The sequence below is a fragment of the Chloroflexota bacterium genome, from assembly GCA_034717495.1.
Taxonomy (GTDB): Bacteria; Chloroflexota; Anaerolineae; order JAAEKA01; family JAAEKA01; genus JAYELL01.
Genome location: JAYELL010000107.1, coordinates 1 through 20,741, shown reverse-complemented (window position 1 = coordinate 20,741; position 20,741 = coordinate 1). Strand labels below are relative to the sequence as shown.

At 58.9% G+C, this 20,741-nt stretch carries 15 protein-coding genes and 1 pseudogene; 12 read left to right on the top strand and 4 right to left on the bottom strand.

The features are described from left to right. Positions 1 to 18: 18 nt before the first annotated feature. The 10 genes and pseudogenes from tilS to U9R25_18965 all read left to right on the top strand — a co-directional run bounded on the left by tilS (position 19) and on the right by U9R25_18965 (position 12,358). Positions 19 to 1,545 (top strand): tRNA lysidine(34) synthetase TilS, encoded by a 1,527-nt coding sequence (gene tilS / locus U9R25_19010; protein MEA3337984.1) that lies wholly within the window; start codon positions 19 to 21, stop codon positions 1,543 to 1,545. 5 nt (positions 1,546 to 1,550) lie between these two features. Continuing rightward, positions 1,551 to 2,759, top strand: a complete 1,209-nt coding sequence (locus U9R25_19005; GenBank protein MEA3337983.1) for a class I SAM-dependent rRNA methyltransferase — start codon at positions 1,551 to 1,553, stop codon at positions 2,757 to 2,759. A gap of 44 nt (positions 2,760 to 2,803) precedes the next feature. Then, a complete protein-coding gene (locus tag U9R25_19000; protein MEA3337982.1) occupies positions 2,804 to 3,403 on the top strand; it encodes a hypothetical protein in 600 nt (199 codons plus the stop codon). A 52-nt stretch (positions 3,404 to 3,455) separates the two neighbouring features. Next, entirely contained in the window at positions 3,456 to 4,100 is a 645-nt protein-coding gene (locus U9R25_18995) for a hypothetical protein (GenBank protein MEA3337981.1), read from the top strand. A gap of 111 nt (positions 4,101 to 4,211) precedes the next feature. Next, positions 4,212 to 5,825, top strand: coding sequence for a DUF3048 C-terminal domain-containing protein (locus tag U9R25_18990; protein ID MEA3337980.1), 1,614 nt, complete (start codon positions 4,212 to 4,214; stop codon positions 5,823 to 5,825). A 128-nt stretch (positions 5,826 to 5,953) separates the two neighbouring features. Further along, a pseudogene (locus U9R25_18985) lies at positions 5,954 to 7,189 on the top strand (sulfatase-like hydrolase/transferase). Positions 7,190 to 7,848: 659 nt separating this feature from the next. Continuing rightward, positions 7,849 to 9,204: an endo-1,3-alpha-glucanase family glycosylhydrolase gene (locus U9R25_18980; GenBank protein MEA3337979.1), complete on the top strand. Its 1,356-nt coding sequence runs from the start codon at positions 7,849 to 7,851 to the stop codon at positions 9,202 to 9,204. 64 nt (positions 9,205 to 9,268) lie between these two features. Then, on the top strand, positions 9,269 to 9,805 hold the full coding sequence (gene hpt, locus U9R25_18975; protein MEA3337978.1) for a hypoxanthine phosphoribosyltransferase: 537 nt from the start codon (positions 9,269 to 9,271) through the stop codon (positions 9,803 to 9,805). A gap of 11 nt (positions 9,806 to 9,816) precedes the next feature. Next, the gene (locus U9R25_18970; GenBank protein ID MEA3337977.1) at positions 9,817 to 11,163 is read left to right on the top strand and encodes a LysM peptidoglycan-binding domain-containing M23 family metallopeptidase; all 1,347 of its coding nucleotides are present in this window, start codon (positions 9,817 to 9,819) and stop codon (positions 11,161 to 11,163) included. Positions 11,164 to 11,218: 55 nt separating this feature from the next. Beyond that, the gene (locus tag U9R25_18965; protein ID MEA3337976.1) at positions 11,219 to 12,358 is read left to right on the top strand and encodes an ATP-dependent 6-phosphofructokinase; all 1,140 of its coding nucleotides are present in this window, start codon (positions 11,219 to 11,221) and stop codon (positions 12,356 to 12,358) included. A 64-nt stretch (positions 12,359 to 12,422) separates the two neighbouring features. Here U9R25_18965 and U9R25_18960 read toward each other — a convergent pair whose 3' ends face one another. Beyond that, on the bottom strand, positions 12,423 to 13,082 hold the full coding sequence (locus U9R25_18960; protein ID MEA3337975.1) for a 50S ribosomal protein L25: 660 nt from the start codon (positions 13,080 to 13,082) through the stop codon (positions 12,423 to 12,425). A 230-nt stretch (positions 13,083 to 13,312) separates the two neighbouring features. Here U9R25_18960 and U9R25_18955 point away from each other — a divergent pair, with 230 nt between their 5' ends. Both U9R25_18955 and U9R25_18950 read left to right on the top strand, forming a co-directional pair. Beyond that, positions 13,313 to 16,321, top strand: coding sequence for an O-antigen ligase family protein (locus tag U9R25_18955; protein MEA3337974.1), 3,009 nt, complete (start codon positions 13,313 to 13,315; stop codon positions 16,319 to 16,321). Between the two features lie 17 nt (positions 16,322 to 16,338). Next, entirely contained in the window at positions 16,339 to 17,277 is a 939-nt protein-coding gene (locus U9R25_18950) for a UDP-glucuronic acid decarboxylase family protein (protein MEA3337973.1), read from the top strand. Between the two features lie 92 nt (positions 17,278 to 17,369). On the opposite strand, the gene U9R25_18945 is transcribed toward U9R25_18950, so the two are convergent. The 3 genes from U9R25_18945 to U9R25_18935 all read right to left on the bottom strand — a co-directional run bounded on the left by U9R25_18945 (position 17,370) and on the right by U9R25_18935 (position 20,388). Beyond that, complete coding sequence (locus U9R25_18945) at positions 17,370 to 19,064, bottom strand: GAF domain-containing sensor histidine kinase (GenBank protein ID MEA3337972.1); 1,695 nt, start codon at positions 19,062 to 19,064, stop codon at positions 17,370 to 17,372. Positions 19,065 to 19,069: 5 nt separating this feature from the next. Further along, positions 19,070 to 19,423 carry a hypothetical protein gene (locus U9R25_18940; protein ID MEA3337971.1) on the bottom strand — a complete coding sequence of 118 codons (354 nt, stop codon included), beginning with the start codon at positions 19,421 to 19,423 and terminating at the stop codon, positions 19,070 to 19,072. Between the two features lie 155 nt (positions 19,424 to 19,578). Further along, positions 19,579 to 20,388, bottom strand: a complete 810-nt coding sequence (locus tag U9R25_18935; GenBank protein MEA3337970.1) for an SAM-dependent methyltransferase — start codon at positions 20,386 to 20,388, stop codon at positions 19,579 to 19,581. Positions 20,389 to 20,741: the final 353 nt, after the last annotated feature.

The following is a 20,741-nucleotide window of genomic DNA, read 5'->3' as shown; positions in this document are numbered from 1 at the left end:
CTATGGTATAATCGCGGCGTGGATGTCTTCAAGGCCGTTGAGAATACAATCTGGCGCTACAACCTGATCTCACCTGGCGACACCGTCGTCGTCGGTGTTTCCGGTGGACCCGATTCCCTTTGCCTGCTACATGTGCTGAAACAACTGGAACAGAGCTGGGCACTCAACCTGCATGTGGGACATCTGCACCATGGCCTGCGGGGTGCACAGGCTGATGCCGACGCGGCCTTTGTCAATAAGATGGCGGATTCCTGGGGCCTGCCCTGCACCGTTTCATTGGCCGATGTGCCGGCCCAGGCCAGGCAGCCAGGGGTGTCGGTGGAGGAAGCTGCTCGCCATGCCCGTTACACCTTTCTGTCTGGTCTTGCCGGCGATCTCGGCACTGACGCGGTTGCCGTAGGCCACAATGCCGACGATCAAACAGAGACTGTACTGATGCATTTGCTTCGAGGCAGCGGCCTGGCAGGGCTGCGAGGTATGATGCCCGAAACCTTTCTATCGGACTACCGGCTCACCGCAAGCGGCGCCGATCAGCCTGCAACGGCAACTTCGGGATCATCGTTCCCTGCCATTCCGGGAACCGTTCGGGTTGTCAGGCCCCTGCTTGAGATCCCGCGCGATGCTGTTCTGCGTTACTGTGCCGATCACGATCTGGTGCCCCGTTTCGACCGCTCCAACCAGGACACGACCCTGTTTCGCAACCGGCTACGCCATGAACTCCTGCCGATCCTGGAACAGTATAACCCCCAGATTCGCCGGATACTGCGCAACTCAGCCCAAGTCCTGGGTGACGATTATGCCCTGCTGCGAACATTGGTGGACGATGCCTTTGACAAGCTGACAGTCCACCAAACAGCTGGCAGGATTGTTGTTGATCTCGCTGGCTGGCGCGCCCTGCCTATGAGCCTCCAGCGCAGCGTGCTGCGAGAGATAGTCGGCCGGTTGCGAAAAAACCTGCGCAACATCAACTTCGTTCACATCGAGAACGCCCGCCGGATCCTCCAGGATGGCCACACGGGCGACCGGATCACCTTTCCAGCAGATCTACAAGCGGTGCTTGGCTACCACCAGTTTGCTGTGGGCACGGCACCTGTCGAACTGCCAATAGACAGTTTCCCTCTTTTGGATCGGCAATCTCTCCCGCTGAGAGTGCCTCAAACGATCCGAATCGGCGCTTCAGAGTGGTGCATAATAACCGATTGGATTTCACAGGCCGATCTGCCGTTCGGTTGGCGGGAGAACAGCGATCCCTGGCAGGCCTGGCTGGCTATTGAGGACGGAGGTGCTCCACTTCGCCTTCGCGCCAGACAGGACGGCGATCGCTTCCAGCCCTTGGGCATGGCAGGGCACAGCAAGCTTCTGGGCGAATATTTCGCCAATGAAAAGGTGCCTGCCCCAGCACGGGACCGCTGGCCCCTGCTGGTTGACTGCGAGGACACCATTCTCTGGGTCTGCGGACTTCGCGTCGACGAAAGGGCGAAGGTATCCAATAACACGGATCGAGTGCTGCATGTGCGCCTGATCGCCAAAAGCGAGTGTCGCTAACAGTCATGACAACTGTAACGCTCAAACCCAAACGCCTGAAACCGGTGCAAAATCGCCATCCGTGGGTTTTTTCGGGTGCCATCGATCGCATCGACCCCACCGCAGAAGATGGCCAGGTGGCCGATGTCGTCGACAATGGTGGCAATTGGCTGGCGCGTGGCTATGTCAACCGCCGTTCCCAGATTCAGCTTCGGCTTCTCACCTGGCAGCGCGATGAGGTGGTCGACGAGGCCTTCTGGCGCTATCGCCTGGAGCGGGCAATTGAACAGAGAGCGGCCCTGGCGGCAGACCCAACGACCAATGCCTACCGTCTCGTCCATGCCGAGAGTGATGGCCTGCCCGGGCTGATCGTCGATCGATACGATGATTGGCTGGTTATCCAGATACTGACCCTGGGCATGGAGCGGATAAAACCTACCATCATCAGGCTTCTCGAGGAACTGTGTCAACCACAGGCCATCGTCGAGCGTTCCGACGTGGATGTCCGCAAAAAGGAAGGGCTGCCCATGTTCGCAGGGATCGTCTCCGGCGACATGGCACCAGACGAGGACCCCAATCGGGCGGCACTGACGATTCAGGAGAACGGTTATCGGTTTCACGTGGATATCCTTGGCGGCCAGAAAACTGGCTTCTATCTTGACCAGCGAGAGAATCGACGCCGCATTGCCCCCTACTGCGCCGGCGCGCGCATGGTGAATGCCTTCGCCTACTCCGGCGGTTTCGCAGTCTACGGACTGGGAGGCGGTGCCCGCCATGTGATCAACGTCGATTCCTCACTGGAGGCCCTGGAGCTTGGCGAACGCAACCTGGCGCTCAACGGTTTTGATCCCGACGCACAGGCCGAAGGAATCCTCGGCAACGTGTTTGACGTTCTGCGAGATTGGCGGGCAAGCAGGGAACAGTTCGATGCGATCATTCTGGATCCACCCAAGTTCGCGCACAACCGGCGACAGGTCGATCGGGCCGCCCGCGCTTACAAGGATGTTAATCTGCTTGCCATGCAACTCCTGCGGCCCGGCGGCGTCCTGGTGACCTTTTCCTGCTCCGGGTTGGTCTCGGCCGATCTATTCCAGAAGATCATCTTCGGCGCCTCTGTTGATGCCAACCGGGATGCGCAGATCGTGGAACGACTGAGCCAGGGCTCGGATCATCCGGTTCTGCTCAGTTTCCCCGAAGGAGAGTATCTCAAGGGTCTGATCTGTCGCGTGTGGTGAACTCCAGGCAGGGTGATCGGTGGTGAAATGCAAAAGGACTGTTCATGTCAGAAACATACGAACGTCGAGCCGACTACTGGACCAGGGACCTGGCTGATCGCTCCTTCGAGGAATTGATCAAGGACCAGCTGGACACCCTGGGATGGCCCTTCAAGGATCAAACCGAGTCTCATAACCGGCCCGATTTCCTCTTCAGGTTGCCGCTAAGGAACAAGCCGGTCAAGGTTGCGCTTGAGGCCAAGGAAAAACGCCAGCACTACCGCCAGGGCTGGGTGCAAGAGGTCGATTTCCCGGAGGAATTGTTGCTGGTGCAGGATGAGGTGTCGGCCCGCAAGCTCCTGGTTCACGCCCCGAGGGCCTTCCTGCTCTTCTGGGATCATACGGTTGAAATGGACCCATTCGTCTGTTTCACGATTATCGACCTGTTTTGCCAGCCCCGGGTGCGGATCGAGCGACCCATCAACCGGCAAACCAGGCGCGTGAAGGCCAAATGGCTGCTGGACCGGCGAAATGGTCGGGCCTTCCAACATCTTCGGGATGTCTTTGCCTTCATCAATACCTACCTGGCCCGCGATCTCGGCGAGGAAGTGCGGGCATTGCAATCTCACAGGCCGGGCGCCGGCGAGTCGATTGCCTGTTTGTAACTGTTGAAAATCTCCAGGAAGCTGGGAGCTTCCTGGAAGTTGAGTTAACGAAATGCGCCAACGTCTACCTCTTGTCGTTCTCCTTACATCAACTGTTTCTTTTCTGGCATTCATTCTGGTTGTCGAGTTTTGGCCTGGCACTGGCCCGACGGCCGAAAACAGTGTCACCGAGTACCTGGCGCAGGTTCAACAGGGGAACGAGTTGGCGGCGTTGAAGCTCTGGCGGCTTTCTGATCCCGGACATACCCAAGCAACCGGCGTGATGGCGCTCGCTCCGGTCGCAGCGCCGGTTGAGGCCGATTCGATGGCTGCCGCGACACCGGATGCAGCCATCGACTTCACCATTGAACTGGCTGACACGCTGCACGACTACCGAGTCTCACCTGCCACCTATTGGACCTCCTGTTGTGAACCACAGCAGATGGAGGATGGCACCGATGCCTTCACGGCCCGCGTCAACGTACAGTTGAGCCAACATGCCGCCAATTGTGGTCTTCCCCTCGACCAGATTCCCCACGAAGATCTGACATCATCGACCATTACCTTCTACCTGCTCGATGATGCCCACGACTCCGTCGCCTACAACTGGGGATTGCCCTGGGAACGCTGGTTCGCCCGCCCCCGCGGGCGTCAGCAGTGGCGGATCATCCGCGCCGAACAGGTGGTGAACCTGAAGTCCGATGCCGGCGTGGAATAGGTCGGAGGGGCGGAATGTCAGAATGTCATGATTCCGCATCTTGACATGTAGCATCTTGACATATTGACATCATGACAATCATACCAAGATCCATATCATGAGGAAGAAGTAATGAGAGAAAACATCCTGCGCACAATACTGTTTTTTGCCCTGATCGTCCTGGCGTTCACGCTGGCTGGCTGTGGCGACGACGAACCGGAAGCAATCCCGACGCCGACCAAAACACCTACGGCCATCGCTCAGGTACCGACCGATACGCTGGTGCCGCCAACCACGGTGCCCACCGACACCCCTGAACCACCGACGGCTACACCTGAGCCTACCGAAACCCCGGAACCGACGGAAGAGCCACCGACGCCGACGCCCCAGCCCAAGGCCTTCGCCAGTTCCACCAGAGACGGGGTCAACGCACGCAAGGGTCCGAGCACCCGCTACGGCAAGGTGGGCCTGGTCTACACCAACGACAACCTGGAAGTGTTGGGCACCAACGAGGACAACTCCTGGTATAAACTCTGTTGCGTCAACGGGGAGCAAGCCTGGGTTTCCGGCCAGTTCCTCGACCTGAGTGGCGAAACTGATTCCATCGCCGTGATCGATAGTCCGCCCCTGAACGCCGATACAGGGGGCGATTCTGCCAGCGCCGGATCGGGTCCCGGTGCCGGAGGCACTGTCGCGATCGGCAATGTTGTGCCCGACTTCGACACCCCCCCTCCGGGACGTTTTTGGGGCCTGTGCAATCTGGACGTGAATCGTCCTGTGCGGGAGGTGCCCCCAAGCCGGCCGGCGGTCGGCGGCAACGTCAATCCCCTCACCGGATTGCAGGTTGATCCAGCCCAACTTCAGCGACCCATCCTCCTGGTCCGGCATGGACACCAGTCGGAGGTCGAGCAATACTACGGTCTCGACGGGGCTGACCTGGTCTTCGAGGAATTGCTGGACAGCATGAACACCACCCGCTTCACATCGGTTTGGCTGGCGGGAGATGCCCCGATAGTGGGCCCGGTGCGCTCCTACCGAGCCACCAGCATCCAGTTGGCCCAGATGTACAACGCCCCCCTGGCCAACAGCGGTGCAGTCGGACCGAACCAGGTGATCGCCTATCAATCGGGAATCCAGGACCTGGATGAGCGCTGTTACTCCCGGCCATACTTCATGAACCCCAACCCCGATGTCGAGAGCTCCGACTGGCGCAATCGCGTGGTCACCAGCATCCCTAAACTGCGAACCTATGTCGAGGCTAACGGACTCAATACGCCAACCTCGGTCAAGCCCTTTATCTTCAGCGACTCGCCACCGGCGGGTTCCCCAGGCAACAGCGTAGTGGTTCCCTACATCCCCCGTGGCTACTTCCAGGTGGAATGGCGCTACGATCCTGGCACGGGCCGCTATCAGCGCTTCCAGGGCACCAGTCGGATCCCCATGTCCGACGGCAATACGGGACAGCCGGTGACGGCCGCCAATGTGGTCATCCTGTTCGTGGAACATGCGCTAACCGATCTTGTCGAGGATAGCATAGGCAGCAAAAGTGTTCGCACCTACCTGACCGGGCGCGAGGGGCGGGCTATCGTGCTGAGGGATGGCGTCGCCGTCGAGGGACGCTGGCGCGTGCCCGATAAATGGAACAACCTGGAGCTGGTGGATGGCAGCGGCAATCCCCTGGCTCTCAAACCGGGCAACAGCTGGTTCCAGATTGTGCCCCCTAACTACAATATCGCGGTGCAATAGGTGAGATAATCGCTGAGTTGTGCCTCAATCAGTGGATTCACCCATAATAGCCGGGGATATCTATCTCCCGGGCGCGGGGCTTCTGCGCAACGGTCGATTTCGCAACCGATTGCTCGCATATCATACAAGGTAACACCCCCTTCCGCCGCTGGAAGCGCGAAACCTACCGCGGCGGTATCAGCGATCCCTTCATCGTCCACTTCCCCAAGGGCATCCAGGCCAAAAGCTCAGTTCGCACCCAATTCACCCATGCCATCGACATGGTCCCCACCGTGCTCGACATGCTCAAGATCGATCCGCCGGCCAGCATCAAGGGCGTTACCCAATCCCCAATGGAAGGTGTCAGCTTTGCTCACACATTTGAAGACAGCGAGGCAGCCAGCAACCATCACACCCAATACTTCGAGATGATGGGCCATCGCTCCATCTATCACGACGGCTGGCGGGCGGTCTGCCCCTGGCCCGGCCCCTCGTTCAGCGAATCGGGTGCATTCTTCGGCGAGCCAATCCCGGCCGAGAAGTTGACGGAGCTGGATGCCACGGGCTGGGAACTGTATCACGTGGCAGAGGACTTTGCCGAGAACCACAATCTCGCTGAGCTGAATCTGGAGAACGCGGTCGGCGCCCTCAAGACGTGGCTGAACGAGGGACGCAACGTGGCCGACGAGGTCCGAGCCAAGCTGATCGACATGATCGGTATGTGGTACGTCGAGGCAGGCAAGTACAATGTGCTGCCGGTGGATGGACGCGGCACGCTGCGTTTCGCAGAAGAGCGTCCCCAGCTTACCAAAGATCGCACCAGCTACACCTTCTACCCGCACACGCAGGCGGTACCCAGCAACGCCGGCCCGCAACTCTTGAATCGAACCCACACGATCACGGCCGACGTGGACATTCCAGAAGGGAGCTCGGGGGGCGTGCTGGTCTCCTTCGGAGGCACCGACGGCGGCTACTCCCTCTTCGTCCAGGATGGCAAACTGCAATACGTGCAAAACTTTGTGGCTCGCGACTACCTGCATGTCGAGTCCACCGAAGCGGTGACGACTGGGCATCACGAGCTGCGTTTCGAGTTCGAAGTCTCCGGACCGCCCGATATCGCCAACGGCAAGGGAACGCCAGGCCGCGCCCAACTTTACATCGATGACAGGCTTGTGGGCCAAAATGACTTTCCCTACACCACCCCTCTCAGCCTGGGGTTAACCGGCGGCATCACCGTTGGCGCCGACCCTGGTGCCCCGGTGGCACCGTTCTACGAAACGCCCTTCGAATTCACGGGCACAGTTTACAGCGTGACCTTCGATGTCAGCGGCGATGTAATCAAGGATGACGAAGCCGAAATGCGAATGATCATGGCCCGGCAATAGGTCATGAGTAGGGACTGGAACAGAGCTGGATGGATGGTAAATCCGATCCTGCAACGATGATCCTGGACCTCCGCTTGCCCATCGCCGAATAGAACTACCAGCGACCCGCCGTTTCTCTGAGATGCAGCGGGTCGCTGGTTTTTCAGACCGGCAAGTCGAGCCGATGCACCTTTCACACAGGATGCGTGACCACTGACCTCCCTCTTCTGTGCCGGCCGCCGTCTGCCGTCCGCGGTCCGTCGTCTTCTGCCTGCCATCAACTCCCTTCCTGCTTCGTGCCCTTCGTGCTTTGCGACCTTCGCGGACCTTCGCGCCACCGTGGTCCAAACCCTCCTGTGTCCTCGCGTCGCTCCCCCCGGCTAAAGCCTCGACTCCTACCCGTCTCTCTGCCGTCTTCTGCCTGCCATCAACTCCCTTCCTGCTTCGTGCCCTTCGCGCTTTGCGACCTTCGCGGACCTTCGCGCCACCGTGGTCCAAACCCTCCCTACCTCACGGTACGCCTGCTGGCGGCGTCCCCGTGTCCCCCCATCCCCGTGTCCCCGCGTCCCCCCATCCCCGCGTCCCCACGTCTCCCCATCCCCGCGTCCCTGATTCTTTGGCCTTCCCTGGTTCCGTCTGGTATAATCGATCCCATCACGCTCAGAACACTGAGGAACCGCTTGCCCAGAAGAATTCTGCACATCCTGATCACCATAATTATCAGTCTGGTTGCCGCGCCGCTTTTCCAGGCAGCAGGGAGCTTACCAACCAACTCGACTGCGCCAGTTGAAGCGGGTGGCCCGCCACTGGTGCTGGCTTTCTACTATACCTGGTTCGACGAAAACAGCTGGACACCGGCCAAGGTGCCCGATTTTCCGGTTCAGACCTACGTCAGTCGCGATCAGGGCACCATGGATCGCCATATCGCCCAGGCGCAAGGCGCTGGTATCGATGCCTTTGTGGTCAGCTGGTACGGCCCATGGGGCGGCGTCAACAACCAGACCGAGAGCAATTTCGCGGCCATGTTGGACGTCGCGGCCGCCCGCAGTTTCAGGGTCGGGCTTGACGTCGAGGTAACCAGCCCATTTGTTGCTGGACCCGGGTCCGTGGTCGAGATGCTTCAGCACGCACTGCGAGTTCACGCCGCCCATCCCGCTTACCTGCGAGCGAATGGCAAACCTGTGTTCTTTTTCTGGCGCCAACAGCGCTTCGATCTGGCAACCTGGCAGTGGATCCGAAACCAGGTGGACCCGAATCACGACAGCATCTGGATTGCCGAAGGCATCGATATGAGCTATCAGTCGGTGTTCGATGGCCATCATCTCTACTCTGTCACCTGGAACCCGCCCAGCGATGTGTCGTACACGGCCAACAAGTTCAGCCGCTGGGTCGACAATGCCGGCCAGCAATACGGTGGACATCGCTATTGGGTGGCTACCACCATGCCCGGCTACGACGACACGCGCACAGGCCGCGGCAATGCCTTTATCCGGGGCCGCGACAATGGGTCCTATTATGTCCAGACCTGGCAGGCTGCCATCAACAGCAATCCCGACTGGGTCATCATCACGTCCTGGAATGAGTGGCCGGAAGGCACCTACATCGAGCCAAGCCGGAGCTACGGTGATCTCTTCCTGCACCTGACTGCCCAATGGACCGGCCGGTTCAAGAGCGGCGCGCCATCCAACTATGACCCGCCACCGGCAGTGGCGATCTCCTCATCCTGGGTCGCGCCTGTCCTTGCCGAGCCCGATCACGCCGCCGTCCGCGTCGAAACCGCGGCACTCAATGTCAGGAGTGGCCCCAGCATCGCCGCGGAACAGCTTGCTCAACTGCCGGCCGGTAGAATGTTGCCCGTCACGGCCCGGCTGGCCGACGACAGCTGGTGGCAGGTTTGTTGTGTCAACTTGCGTTATGGCTGGGTCAGCGCCGACTATGTCCAGCCGGTCGGGCCTGAGGAGAAACTGGCGGAGGTGCCAGTTGTCGACATCACGGCGACCGGCGCCCCTTCCTGGAGGGGCCTGACAGCCGACTGACTCGTCACCATCAACTACGTGTACACAGGAGGTTGATTTGACACCCGCGCGAGACCCTTCAAGTTTGTATAACGATGTGGCAGAAATCCTCATTTCGGACGAGGAAATCCAGGCACGCGTGGCAGTTCTGGGAGCCCGGATTACCCGGGATTTCGCCGGCGAGGAGATCGTGATTGTCGCCGTCCTCAAGGGCGCCATGCTCTTTCTGGCCGATCTGATCAGGCGGATAGACCTGCCCCTGGCGGTAGATTTCATGGCCATTGCCAGTTACGGCGCTGGCACGGAAAGCAGTGGCGTGGTCCGCATCCTCAAAGATCTGGATGACGCGATCGAGGGCCGTCACATTCTGATCGTGGAAGACATCGTAGATTCTGGTCGAACCCTTGATTACCTGCTGCGCTTACTGCGCCAACGAAATCCGGCGACCATTCACGTCTGCAGCTTGCTCGACAAGGTGTCCCGGCGCGAGATCGAGGTACCGATCGACTATGTGGGATTCGAGGTACCCGACGAGTTCGTCGTGGGCTATGGCCTTGACTTCGCCGAGCTTTACCGGCAGTTGCCCTTTATTGGTGTGTTGAAACCGGAGATCTACGAGTAAGACAAGGCACTATGCACACCCGACGGCACAGCGATGACAATCCGGGCACTATGCCGCGCCCGCGGGCGACCGCGTGGTACACGCAAAAGCGGCGGTCCATCGATCCCGTTTACCGGGCGAAGCTGGCACAGCGTCTGGCGACCGCGCTCCTTCTCCTGTTCGCGCTGGGCCTCTTCCTTGTTTCCCCATCACCAGCTAACGCCCAGGATGAGACTGTATCGCGCTACGAAGTGCAATCCGGAGACACGCTCTCAGCCATCGCCCAGGAATTTGGCAGCACGGTGCATGCGATCGCTGCCGCCAATCTGTTGGCCGACCCAGATGAGATCTTTGCCGGGCAGTGGCTGGTAATCCCGCCAGCCAACGCGCCCCTGCTGAGGGTGGAGGTCCAACCAGGCGATACCCTCGGCCGTATCGCGCGGCGTTTTCGCACTTCCCCCGAAATGCTACAGGAGATCAACGGAATGCCATCGCAGGCACGTCTTTGGATCGGCCAGGACCTCCTGGTTCCTGCAGACCCTGGTGGCCCATCACCTGCACTGCCCGATAGCCCGATCCAGCGAATCGTCGTTTGGCCGGAAAAAGCTACCCAGGGAAGTGCGGTGCTGATCCAGGTCGAGACGAGCGATCCGATCAGCCTGACAATGACTCTGGGCGATCAAATTGTTCCGTTGCGACGGACGCAGGATGGCGCACATTGGGGGCTGGTGGCTATCCACGCCTTACACGAACCGGGCTACGCGCGCCTCGATCTCTCCTGGCAGGGCGAGGATGACCTTGAGCAAACAGGTGGCATGCAGTGGCCGATCGAGGTTGTCGAAGGCGGGTATCCCACCTATGATATCGTTCTGCCGCCGTCCAAAGGTGGTCTCTTACAGCCCGACCTGGTTCGGGCCGAAGCAGAGAAACTGGCGGCTATCTGGAGTCTGCCCGAAACCGAGCCGGTTTGGCAGCGAAAATTCTTGCGTCCCATTGGCGATCAGTATGTCACCAGCGCGCCATACGGGCAGAGGCGATCCTACAATGGTGGCCCTGTCAGCGGCTTCCATTCGGGTCAGGATTTCGCCGCGCCAGAGGGCGCGGCAGTGACCGCTGCCGGCCCAGGAACGGTCGTTCTTGCCGAACCATTGACCGTTCGTGGCAACGCGGTGATAATCGACCATGGTGGCGGCGTCTACACCGGTTACTGGCACCTGTTCGACATCGCGGTTGTGGCGGGACAGATCGTGCAACCTGGTGACCTGCTCGGCCATGTAGGAACAACCGGACTGAGCACCGGCAATCACCTGCACTGGGAACTGCGGTTGCACGGATTTGCCATCAACCCTCTCCAGTGGACCACGACTTCCTTCCGCTAGCCTTGCCGTCGATCGCGGGTCGCAACCATTGCAGGACACTGCCATGAGGTAGACAATGCGGTTCATCAGAACAAGACAACCCATCCGACGAATCGGTATTCTCACTGCCGGCGGTGATTGCCCGGGCCTGAACGCCGTCATCAGGGCAGTGGTCAAAACCGCTATCTTGACCTACGGCTGGCAGGTCATCGGAATTCGGGATGGTTTCGAGGGACTGATCACCGATGAGAATGCCACCGTGCCACTCACCTTCGAATCGGTCTACGGTATTCTGGCACAGGGAGGCACCATCCTGGGCGCGGCCAGCCGTGCAAACCCCTTCCTCTATTCGAAGCGCCTCAGAGGGAATAGGGTTGAGCTTGATGTGACCCCTCGCGTGCTCGAGCGAATTCGAGAGCTACAGTTGGATGCCGTCGTCGTGATTGGAGGGGATGGCACAATGCGCATTGCTCGGGAGCTCCACGACATGGGTGCTCCCATGGTTGGGGTTCCAAAGACCATTGACAACGATGTAGATGGCACCGATGTCAGCTTCGGCTTTGATACGGCCGTCGGTATCGCCACTGAAGCCATTGATAGGTTGCGAACCACAGCAGAAAGCCATCATCGGGCAATGATCGTGGAGGTGATGGGCCGTCACGCAGGCTGGATTGCTCTGCACTCAGGTGTGGCGGGCGGAGCAGACGTGGTTCTGGTCCCGGAGCACCCCTTCGAATTGGACACCGTCTACAATCGACTCCAGCGCTGTTTTGCCCAGGTCCAGCGTTCGGCCATCGTGGTCGTTGCCGAAGGGGCAAGTGTCGCCGGTGGCGATAAGGTCTTCCGCGACCCGCTGCCCGGCGAGGATAAACCCAAACTTGGCGGTATCGGCGATCATCTGGCCTGGTTGCTGAGAAAACGGCGAGATCAGTTGCCGCCGGAAAGCAGCCAGCATGATTACGATATCCGGGTAACCGTGCTGGGCCATGTCCAGCGCGGTGGCACACCAAGCAGTACCGACCGCGTGTTGGCCACTCGTTTTGGTGCCGCTGCCGTACGCTTGATTGAGCAGGGACGACTCGGCCGGATGGTCGCTTTGCGCGGCGAATTCCTTACCGACCTGCCTCTGTCACGCGTCGCCAGGGTGCCTCGTTCCATCCCAATGGATTGCGATTTAATTCAAACCGCAAGACAGCTGGGTATCTCCCTGGGCTGACATCAAAAATGGCGGCCAGCCCATGGGCCTGCCGCCATTTATTACCACACTTTCAACTGATGCTTCAGTCTTGCTCGGATTCAGCCTCAGCCTCTTCAGCTTCAACCTCACCATCAAGCATCTCCTCGTCAAGGATTTCCGCTTCCTCGTCTTCGTCATGAAGCACAGAACGAGGTATGGTAAGACTGACGATCGTTTTGTCGCCAACCTCACCGTACAACACCACACCCTCCGGGAGTATTAAATCATCCAACGTAACACGGTCGCTGATATGCTCCAGACCGGAGACATCGATTTCGAACTGCGAAGGCAAATCAGCCGGTAGACACTCAATCTCAACGGCATCCATACCCTGAAGTAAGATTGCACCCTCTGCAGTGGCGGGCGCCTCACCGAACAACACCACGGGAACGGCCATTCGAATCCTGACGTCCCTGGCGATCCGCACGAAATCCACATGCAGGACGTTTCGCCGGACGGGATGACGTTGCACCTCGCGAATTAAGACCTGTGTCTGGGGAATTCCATCGCCAACCAGTTCGACAACATGGGCAGCGCCACCCCTGGCAAGCATTCTATCGAATGTCTTGCCATCGACCTGAACATTTTCCGGGTCTGCCTCGCCGCCATAAAGGACACCGGGGACCACACCCTGAACGCGTAAAAGCCGCGCTTTGCTGCCCACTTCGGTGCGTTTCTGAATTTCAATGGTGAACTCATCCATTTTTCTCTGCTTTTCCTCCATCTCTCACCCGACCGCCGCCAAGAAATCGCCAGCCATGCATTCCAAATCTGAGGGGGCCGCCTACAGAGAGCCGCCCACCACAAACATACTCGTTATTTGCGCGGTTGACCCGCTCCCATTGTTGACCAGGGTGCGGGCCAATCGACCTATTCTAGCCCAAGTCAGGGGATTCGTCAAAACATGGAACGTTATGGTAGGATTTAAGCTCTATGGGCAAAGGACTACTCGTTTTTGTGGGTGTACTCCTGCTGGCGACCGCCCTGCTGCTTTGGGCCGGCGTTCTGCCCGCTACCCCGTCGGTTGACCCCCCAACTCAAGCCGTTATCCCGCGACACAGCCCCATCATGGGCACAAATGTCGCGCTACAACAATATGGCGACAATGCCCAACGATACGATGTCTTGCAGGCAATCGCAGGCGCTGGTTTCGGGTGGGTTCGCCAGCGCTTCCCCTGGGATCTCATAGAACCTGAGCCGCAGGAATTCGACTGGTCGCAATGGGACGAAATCGTCCGAGCGATTGATGAGAGTGGTCTTAGCCTGGTGGCCGTCCTAGATGGTTCACCCGCCTGGGCACGGCCACAACAGGACAGTGCCAACCCCCTGGCACCCCCCGGGACCAGCGCCGATTTTGGCAACTTCGCGGCGGCATTCGCTCAACGTTACGGCGAGCAAATCAGATTCTATCAAGTGTGGGATGAGCCCAATATCGCCCCTCACTGGGGCGCCGGACCGGTCGATGCCACCGAGTATGCCGGGCTGTTGCGGGAAGCGGCCATCCAGATCCGGGAGGCAGATCCAGAAGCCATTGTGATGGCCGCTGCCCTGGCTCCCAATGTGGAGCCGGGTGGCATCAACCAGAGCGATATCAGCTATCTGGACGATCTTTACAGTTCGGGGGCAGCCCCCTACTTCGATGCGGTGTCGGCACAGCCCTACGGATTTGATCTGCCTCCGTCGGACCCGGCACACCAGGAGGTACTGAATTTCAACCGGGCGATGCTGCTGCGTGACGTCATGCAGGACCACGAAGATGCCGGCACAGCCCTTTGGTTGTCCTCGTTCGGCTGGCATGCGCCATCACCAACTATGACCGGCAGCGAGAGTCCCTGGAAATCGGTAGACGAGGCCACCCAGGCCGAGTGGGCTGCAGCGGCTGCGGAACGGGCGAGAGGTTTCTGGCCCTGGCTGGGTGGCATGGCCTGGGCCTGGTGGCAACCCCCTCAGCCAGCCGGCGATCCTCACTGGGGCTTCGCACTAGTAACAGAAGACGGCCTGAAGCGCCCGGCATTGAATGCCCTCGACAAGTGGAACCATGACGTCAAACCCCTTTCTCCCGGGGTCTGGCCCCCTTCTCATCCGGCTGTTTCGCAACAAGGTGGTTGGCGGATCACAGATCTGGCGGCAGACCCACCCCATGGCGCAACCATCGCTAACAACCGGTTGCTGGTGCAGTTCGAAGGTACCGGTGCAGCCCTGACGATTCAGCGAGGTCCCTACTGGGGCTATTTGGATGTCACTGTCGACGGTGCGCCCGCCAACGCCCTGCCTGTCGATGACAATGGGCGCTCCAATCTGCTGCTCCACGATCCGCTGGCAGGAAGGGCAGTGGTTTCGGTCGCCCGCAACCTGGCTGGCGGTCCCCACCGGATGGAAATCAGCGCCCATGGCGGCTGGCAGCAGTGGCCACTGGAACAGATTGTGATCGAAAGCAAGCCTGCCACAAGTTGGCCCGCCTGGCTACCCTGGTTGTTGGCAGGCATAGGTCTGATCTGTTTGATGGCCAGCAGCGCCACCGTGAGATCGTGGGTCACTTCTACGGGATCCCAGTCGCCCGCAGGAATACAGCAACGCTTCGAGCGGCTTGACAATCTGCCGGTCCCCCTGGTCTATGGGGCGGCGGCTCTTCTGGCACTGCTTTCAGTGATCCTGCCCGGTTTCCTCGGGATCATCGGGTTAGGATTGCTCTTCCTCTGGCTGGTGCCCTTTCCAGCCGCCGGTATTGCCCTCATAGCCCTGTCGATTCCCCTTTTCCTGGTGCCTGTCCACATCCTGGGCCGGGGGTTCAGCCCCACGGAACTGATCATCTGGATGACCGCTGTCGCTCTGGTTGTCAGAACCATCCTTGTCTACCTGGCAACGGGGAGGGACAAGAACAATGAAACAAATAAGCCCTTGTTAAAGCTTTCCATACTGGACTGGGCCGTGGTCGCGTTGTTACTGATTTCGATTCTCTCTTTGCCCTTCGCAGTCCATTTTGGTGTGGCCGCCCGCGAATTTCGTACTGTGATCCTGGCGGGTGTGCTGGTTTACGGACTGGTCAGGCTGTCGCCTCCGGTGGGAAAAGGTGCCTTTGACCCCTGGCCCGTCACCTGGGCTGTTGGCCTGGGAGCCCTCATCGTGGCAGTCTGGGGCCTCAGCCAGGCCGTGACAGGATTGGACCTGATCGTAGCCGAAGGGGTGAGGCGCATTCGAGGGCCCTTCGGATCACCCAACAACCTGGCTCTTTACCTGGCCCATGTTGCCCCTGTGCTGATCGCAGTCAGCGCGCTGGGCAGAAGCCGCAACCGGCGCATCCTGGCTCTGCTGCTGCTGTTGCCTGTGCTTGCAGCGTTGCTCCTGACCTACAGCAAGGGCGCCCTGATTCTGGGCCTGCCAGCTGCAATCCTCTTCCTGGGATTTGCTGCCGGGGGACGCTGGCGCTGGATCGCATTGGCCACGGTTGCGGCTGGATTCTTGTTGCTCATACCCCTCTATAGCACAGAACGTTTCGCCGGGCTGTTTGATCTGAATGATGGCACGAGTTACCAGCGGGTCCAACTCTGGCGGGGCGCCTGGAACATGATCAAGGACAATCCCTGGCTTGGCGTCGGTCTGGATAACTTCCTCTACACCTACCGGACTATCTATGCCCTGCCGACCGCATGGCAGGAACTGAATCTGAGCCACCCCCACAACATCCTTCTGGATTTCTGGACGCGGCTTGGTTTGATCGGTGTCATCGTCGGCGTCTGGCTCTTTGCTGCGGGATTCTGGCAGGGCCGGCAACGCTTGAAATCGTTGAGCGGTGATCAGTGGGCCCTGATGCTTGGTCTATTGGCATCGTTGGTTGCCACCCTGCTCCACGGGCTGATCGACAATTCCGTGTTCCTGACCGACCTGATGATCCTGTTTATGCTCAGCCTGGGTCTGATCGGTCGCTCGTGGAACGATATTTGAACAGGAGACCTGAATTCATGCGTATTCTCGTCACCGGCGGTGCCGGCTTTATCGGTTCTCACCTCTGCGAACGTCTGGTTGCAGACGGTCATGATGTCATTGCCATGGATAATCTGATCACGGGCAGCACTGATAATATCGCCCGCCTGGCAGGCACTCGACAATTTACCTTCATCTTTCACGATGTCACCAATTACATCTACCTGGAAGGCCCCGTGGACGCGGTCCTGCATTTCGCGTCGCCGGCCAGTCCGGTAGATTACCTCAATTTCCCGATACAGACACTGAAGGTTGGTGCCCTGGGTACCCACAAGGCGCTGGGGCTGGCAAAAGCCAAGGAGGCTCGCTTTCTGCTGGCCTCGACCTCCGAGATATACGGCGATCCCCTCGTACATCCCCAGCCGGAGGACTACTGGGGCAATGTGAACCCCATAGGACCGCGAGGTGTCTACGACGAAGCCAAACGTTTTGCCGAAGCCATGACGATGGCTTATCACCGCAGCCACGGTCTGGATACCCGCATCGTTCGCATCTTCAATACCTACGGACCCCGCATGCGGATCGAGGATGGCCGCGTCGTGCCGAATTTCCTGGGGCAGGCATTGCGTGGAAAACCATTGACGGTGTATGGCGATGGTTCTCAGACCCGCAGCTTCTGCTATGTTGCCGACCTGGTCGAAGGACTCCTGCGTTTACTTCTCTCCGACGAAGTTGGTCCGGTTAATCTGGGCAATCCTCATGAGATGACCATCCTTCGTTTTGCCCACCTGATCAACGAAATAACGGGCAATGAAGCCGGCGTGGTCTTCAAGCCCTTGCCCGAGGATGACCCCAAGATACGCCAGCCCGATATCAGCAAGGCGCAACGCCTGCTAAAGTGGACCCCCGAGGTCTCGCTCGAACAGGGCCTCACAGCAACCGCGGCCGACTTCCAGAAGCGCATGGGGATCGACTGAGCGAGACCGCGGGGGCGCGGCGGCGTTTTGATGTCATGATGTCATGATTCCAGAATGCGATATCGATATGTTGACATTCCGACATCAGGAAATCAAATCTGAGCAGCGGGGAAGGCCACCGTGAAGGTAGTGCCCTGGTTCACACCTGGGCTGGAAACCGCCACGGTGCCACCGGAATACTCAACCAGTTCACGAACCAGGGCCAGCCCCAGCCCGGTGCCACCGAAACGTCTGCGAACGGAGCCATCGACCTGGAAGAAACGATCAAATACCCGATCCTGGGCTTCCAGGGGAATACCGATGCCGGAATCGGAAACATCCAGGAACACCTGATCCTCACCTTCCCAGACGCGAACCAAAACCTGACCACCACTGGGGGTGAACTTCACTGCGTTGCTCAACAGGTTGTCGACAATGCGGCGAATGTGGTTGGGGCGGACCACGACGAAACTGAGCTGTCCGGAAGGTCGTAGATCGGCTTCGATCGTAATGTCCTTTTCCCTGGCCTCTGCCTCGAATTCCACCACCCGCGACCCCGCAACCTCCGCCAGCGAAATGGGAATAATGCTGGGCCGGGAAGCGCTTACCTGCAAAATGGTCAGGATATCGTCGAACAGGTCACCCAAGGCGCTGGAGGAGCGAGAGATGACCTCCAGGGCCTCCATCTGTTCCGGTGTGATGGGACCCAACTGAGCCGCTTTCATAGCATCGGCATAGCCGGTGACGAGGGTCAAGGGTGTCTTCAATTCATGGGAGACGTTCTGGACAAACTGGTCCTTGAGTTCCTCCAGATCCTTGAGGCGCTCGTAGGCGAGAGAAAGTTCGTCGGCGCGACGGCGAGCAGCGGCATAGAGGCGGGCGTTGGCAATGGCGTTGGCCACCTGGTCCCCCATGATCTGGAATCCGGGGACATCGAGGGAGGAGAAGGCACTGGCTCGATTGCTCTGCACCGTCAGGGCGCCGATCACCGAATCGCGGGTGATCAAGGGCAGGGCGATCTCCGAGCGGACACCCTCGACCCAGGAAGTCTCCACGTGGAGCACTGCCCCCGAAATATCATTCACGAGAAGGTGCTGTCGGGATTTAATACATCTTCCCACGGTTGAGGGACCAACCACTCGCAGTCGATGTCCGGTAGCCATCCGCCGCCGTCCAGCCAGGCCGATCGCGGCTCGCAGAATGGCGTACTGTTGGGCCTCATCGACCAGGTAAACGCCGACGTAATCCAAGGAGAAGCGTTCTCCGATCAAATCAACTGCAGTCGTAAGCAATTCGCCCAAATCGAGAGTCGAGATCGTAGCCTGGGCCACCTCGGAAGCCGTCTGAACCTGGATCGTATAACGGTGCAAAGTCTGCTGCAAAGCAAACCTGATACGTTCCTGTTCTTCGAGGATGATATCGCGCTGGGCACCGAGGTAGCCCTGCAATAACGCGCGATGATAACCTTCGGCCGCCTCCAGGAGGTCGATTACATCCTGCTCGCTGGTATTATCGCTTACGAATCGCCGAAGTACCTGGCCGATTCTCAGGACGGCCAGATCGCCCACCCCGCGATGACACAATCTCTTTCCTCGATCGGCCACACTGCTTGATTCCCCATCGGCCAAAAAGCCAAAAAAAGCGTCTGTCTCCTCAGAAGACAAACGCCGTAGATCCTTTGGCCGAATGAAGGCGCGGCTTTCAAACAATGTCGCCCGCAGCGCCCCAAAGATCGCTGAGCTCAATTCCTCGCGAGCCTGAGCCAACTTATCAATCCTGGCTTCGGCAGCGTCGACCAGGTCAGTCAATTCGACTATCCCTCGCTCACGCCCAGCGCCCGAAGGTGGGCTCGATGTGTGAGTTCCTGTTCACGCAGAAGATTCTCCTCCCGGCTTGCGATGTAACTTTCAAGGAGCGCCATCGAGTATTTCCCAGCCACATCCGGAAGTTCCACCACCGGATTGGAGGCCTCCCGACACATCTGACCCAAGGCTTCCACCATCACCAGCATCGACCTGGGGCCAAGTCCTTCCCCAGCCAAAGAAACGCCATACTGTCGAACTGAATCCTGGTCTCGCTGATCGTAATAGCGGAAAAAGTCTGCCGCCATCTCTTCGCCTATCTGCTTAACCCGCCGCGGCGAAACCCGCAAGCCACTTGAGAACACTGTAGTGCGTAATGTCCTCACAAGTTCGTCCGAGAGTTGATCCTGGCTGAGATGCTGCGAAAAGTCCTTCATTCAAAAAGGGTGGGATTAAAACCGAGAGAAAAAAACCGGAGGGCACAAATCATCGCAATGTTCCTGTATCACAAACCACCAAATCACTTCTCAAGATATACGCCGTAGCCTGCACCGGTAGGCCCGAAGGCATCTCTACTCTCCTCACCCAAATCAGATTCGTCGAAGCCGTGCCAGTCGAGCAGAGAGACAAAACCGCCCTGGTCAACCCGCCAGGGCCGAAGCAACTCCTCGTACTGATCGCGAGAACGAACATGGATAGGAGTACCCATCTCCTCGTATATCTTCAACACCCTGGCGCCTGATGGATCGGAAGGATTTGCATCGGCAACCTGCGCATTAAACGCCAAACAACTGCCATCCGCGGTCCAATCATACAGGACTCGAACTGCGTGAATGATCTCCTCGTCGGTCAAGAACCCTGCAATTCCCCAATAGACAACAGCCACCCGTCGCCTATCACCCAGAATATCGAGCAACTCTGGGCGATTGAGAAATTCCTCCGGTCTGCGGGCATCCGCCTCGAAGAAATACACATCCGGGGTTTCACCCAGAATCTCACGCGCATACTCGACTACGACCGGATCGTAATCGGAATAGATCACCGTCGTGCCTGAAGGCACAACAGCATGGAGATGGTCCTGGGTGGGGATTCCTGAAGCAAAGTCAATGATGACGTCGTAACCACGATTGATTGTCAGTTCTTCGGCAACATCCTGCAGGCTCCACCGCTGAAGGCGCACCATTTTTCTCAAGAAAGGCAGCAATTGCAGAACTTGCTCGGCCGTCTGACGGTCAACTTCGAAGTTATGGTGACCGCCCAGGTAGTAGTCATATATCCGACCGGCGCTGGGCCTGCTGGCATCGACGATGCTATCTCGGTTTCTTGTCATTGTCCTTACTCCATCTAAGGATGTTGGCACTTACTTCGGCAGAGACTGAGCAATTGCTACATCGGACTGAGATATGGGAAAGCCTGTACAACAGCAACGACAAACAACCCGCGTCAATAAGCAGGGATCATCATGTGGGACACAGGGACAACAATTCTCAGACATACAAGGGCAGCAGCCTGCTCCAAACCACGGGCAATGGCTGATTTTATCACACTCTTCACCGGGGCGCAAACAGATCGTATCCGTTTTAAGACTCACGCTCCCTGTTGGGACTGACGCGGCCGGCATGCGCCTGTCCCCAAAAGTCTGGTCGAAAAGCGACGCGGGGCGCCGCGCTTTTGGGCCGCAGG

Coding starts and splice junctions, on each gene's coding strand:
- U9R25_18990 (MEA3337980.1), top strand. CDS start 4,212: ATGAGAGAAAACATCCTGCGCACAATACTGTTTTTTGCCCTGATCGTC.
- U9R25_18955 (MEA3337974.1), top strand. CDS start 13,313: ATGGGCAAAGGACTACTCGTTTTTGTGGGTGTACTCCTGCTGGCGACC.
- U9R25_18935 (MEA3337970.1), bottom strand. CDS start 20,388: ATGACAAGAAACCGAGATAGCATCGTCGATGCCAGCAGGCCCAGCGCC.
- U9R25_19000 (MEA3337982.1), top strand. CDS start 2,804: ATGTCAGAAACATACGAACGTCGAGCCGACTACTGGACCAGGGACCTG.
- U9R25_18970 (MEA3337977.1), top strand. CDS start 9,817: ATGCACACCCGACGGCACAGCGATGACAATCCGGGCACTATGCCGCGC.
- U9R25_18995 (MEA3337981.1), top strand. CDS start 3,456: ATGCGCCAACGTCTACCTCTTGTCGTTCTCCTTACATCAACTGTTTCT.
- U9R25_18950 (MEA3337973.1), top strand. CDS start 16,339: ATGCGTATTCTCGTCACCGGCGGTGCCGGCTTTATCGGTTCTCACCTC.
- U9R25_18965 (MEA3337976.1), top strand. CDS start 11,219: ATGCGGTTCATCAGAACAAGACAACCCATCCGACGAATCGGTATTCTC.
- U9R25_19005 (MEA3337983.1), top strand. CDS start 1,551: ATGACAACTGTAACGCTCAAACCCAAACGCCTGAAACCGGTGCAAAAT.
- U9R25_18960 (MEA3337975.1), bottom strand. CDS start 13,082: ATGGATGAGTTCACCATTGAAATTCAGAAACGCACCGAAGTGGGCAGC.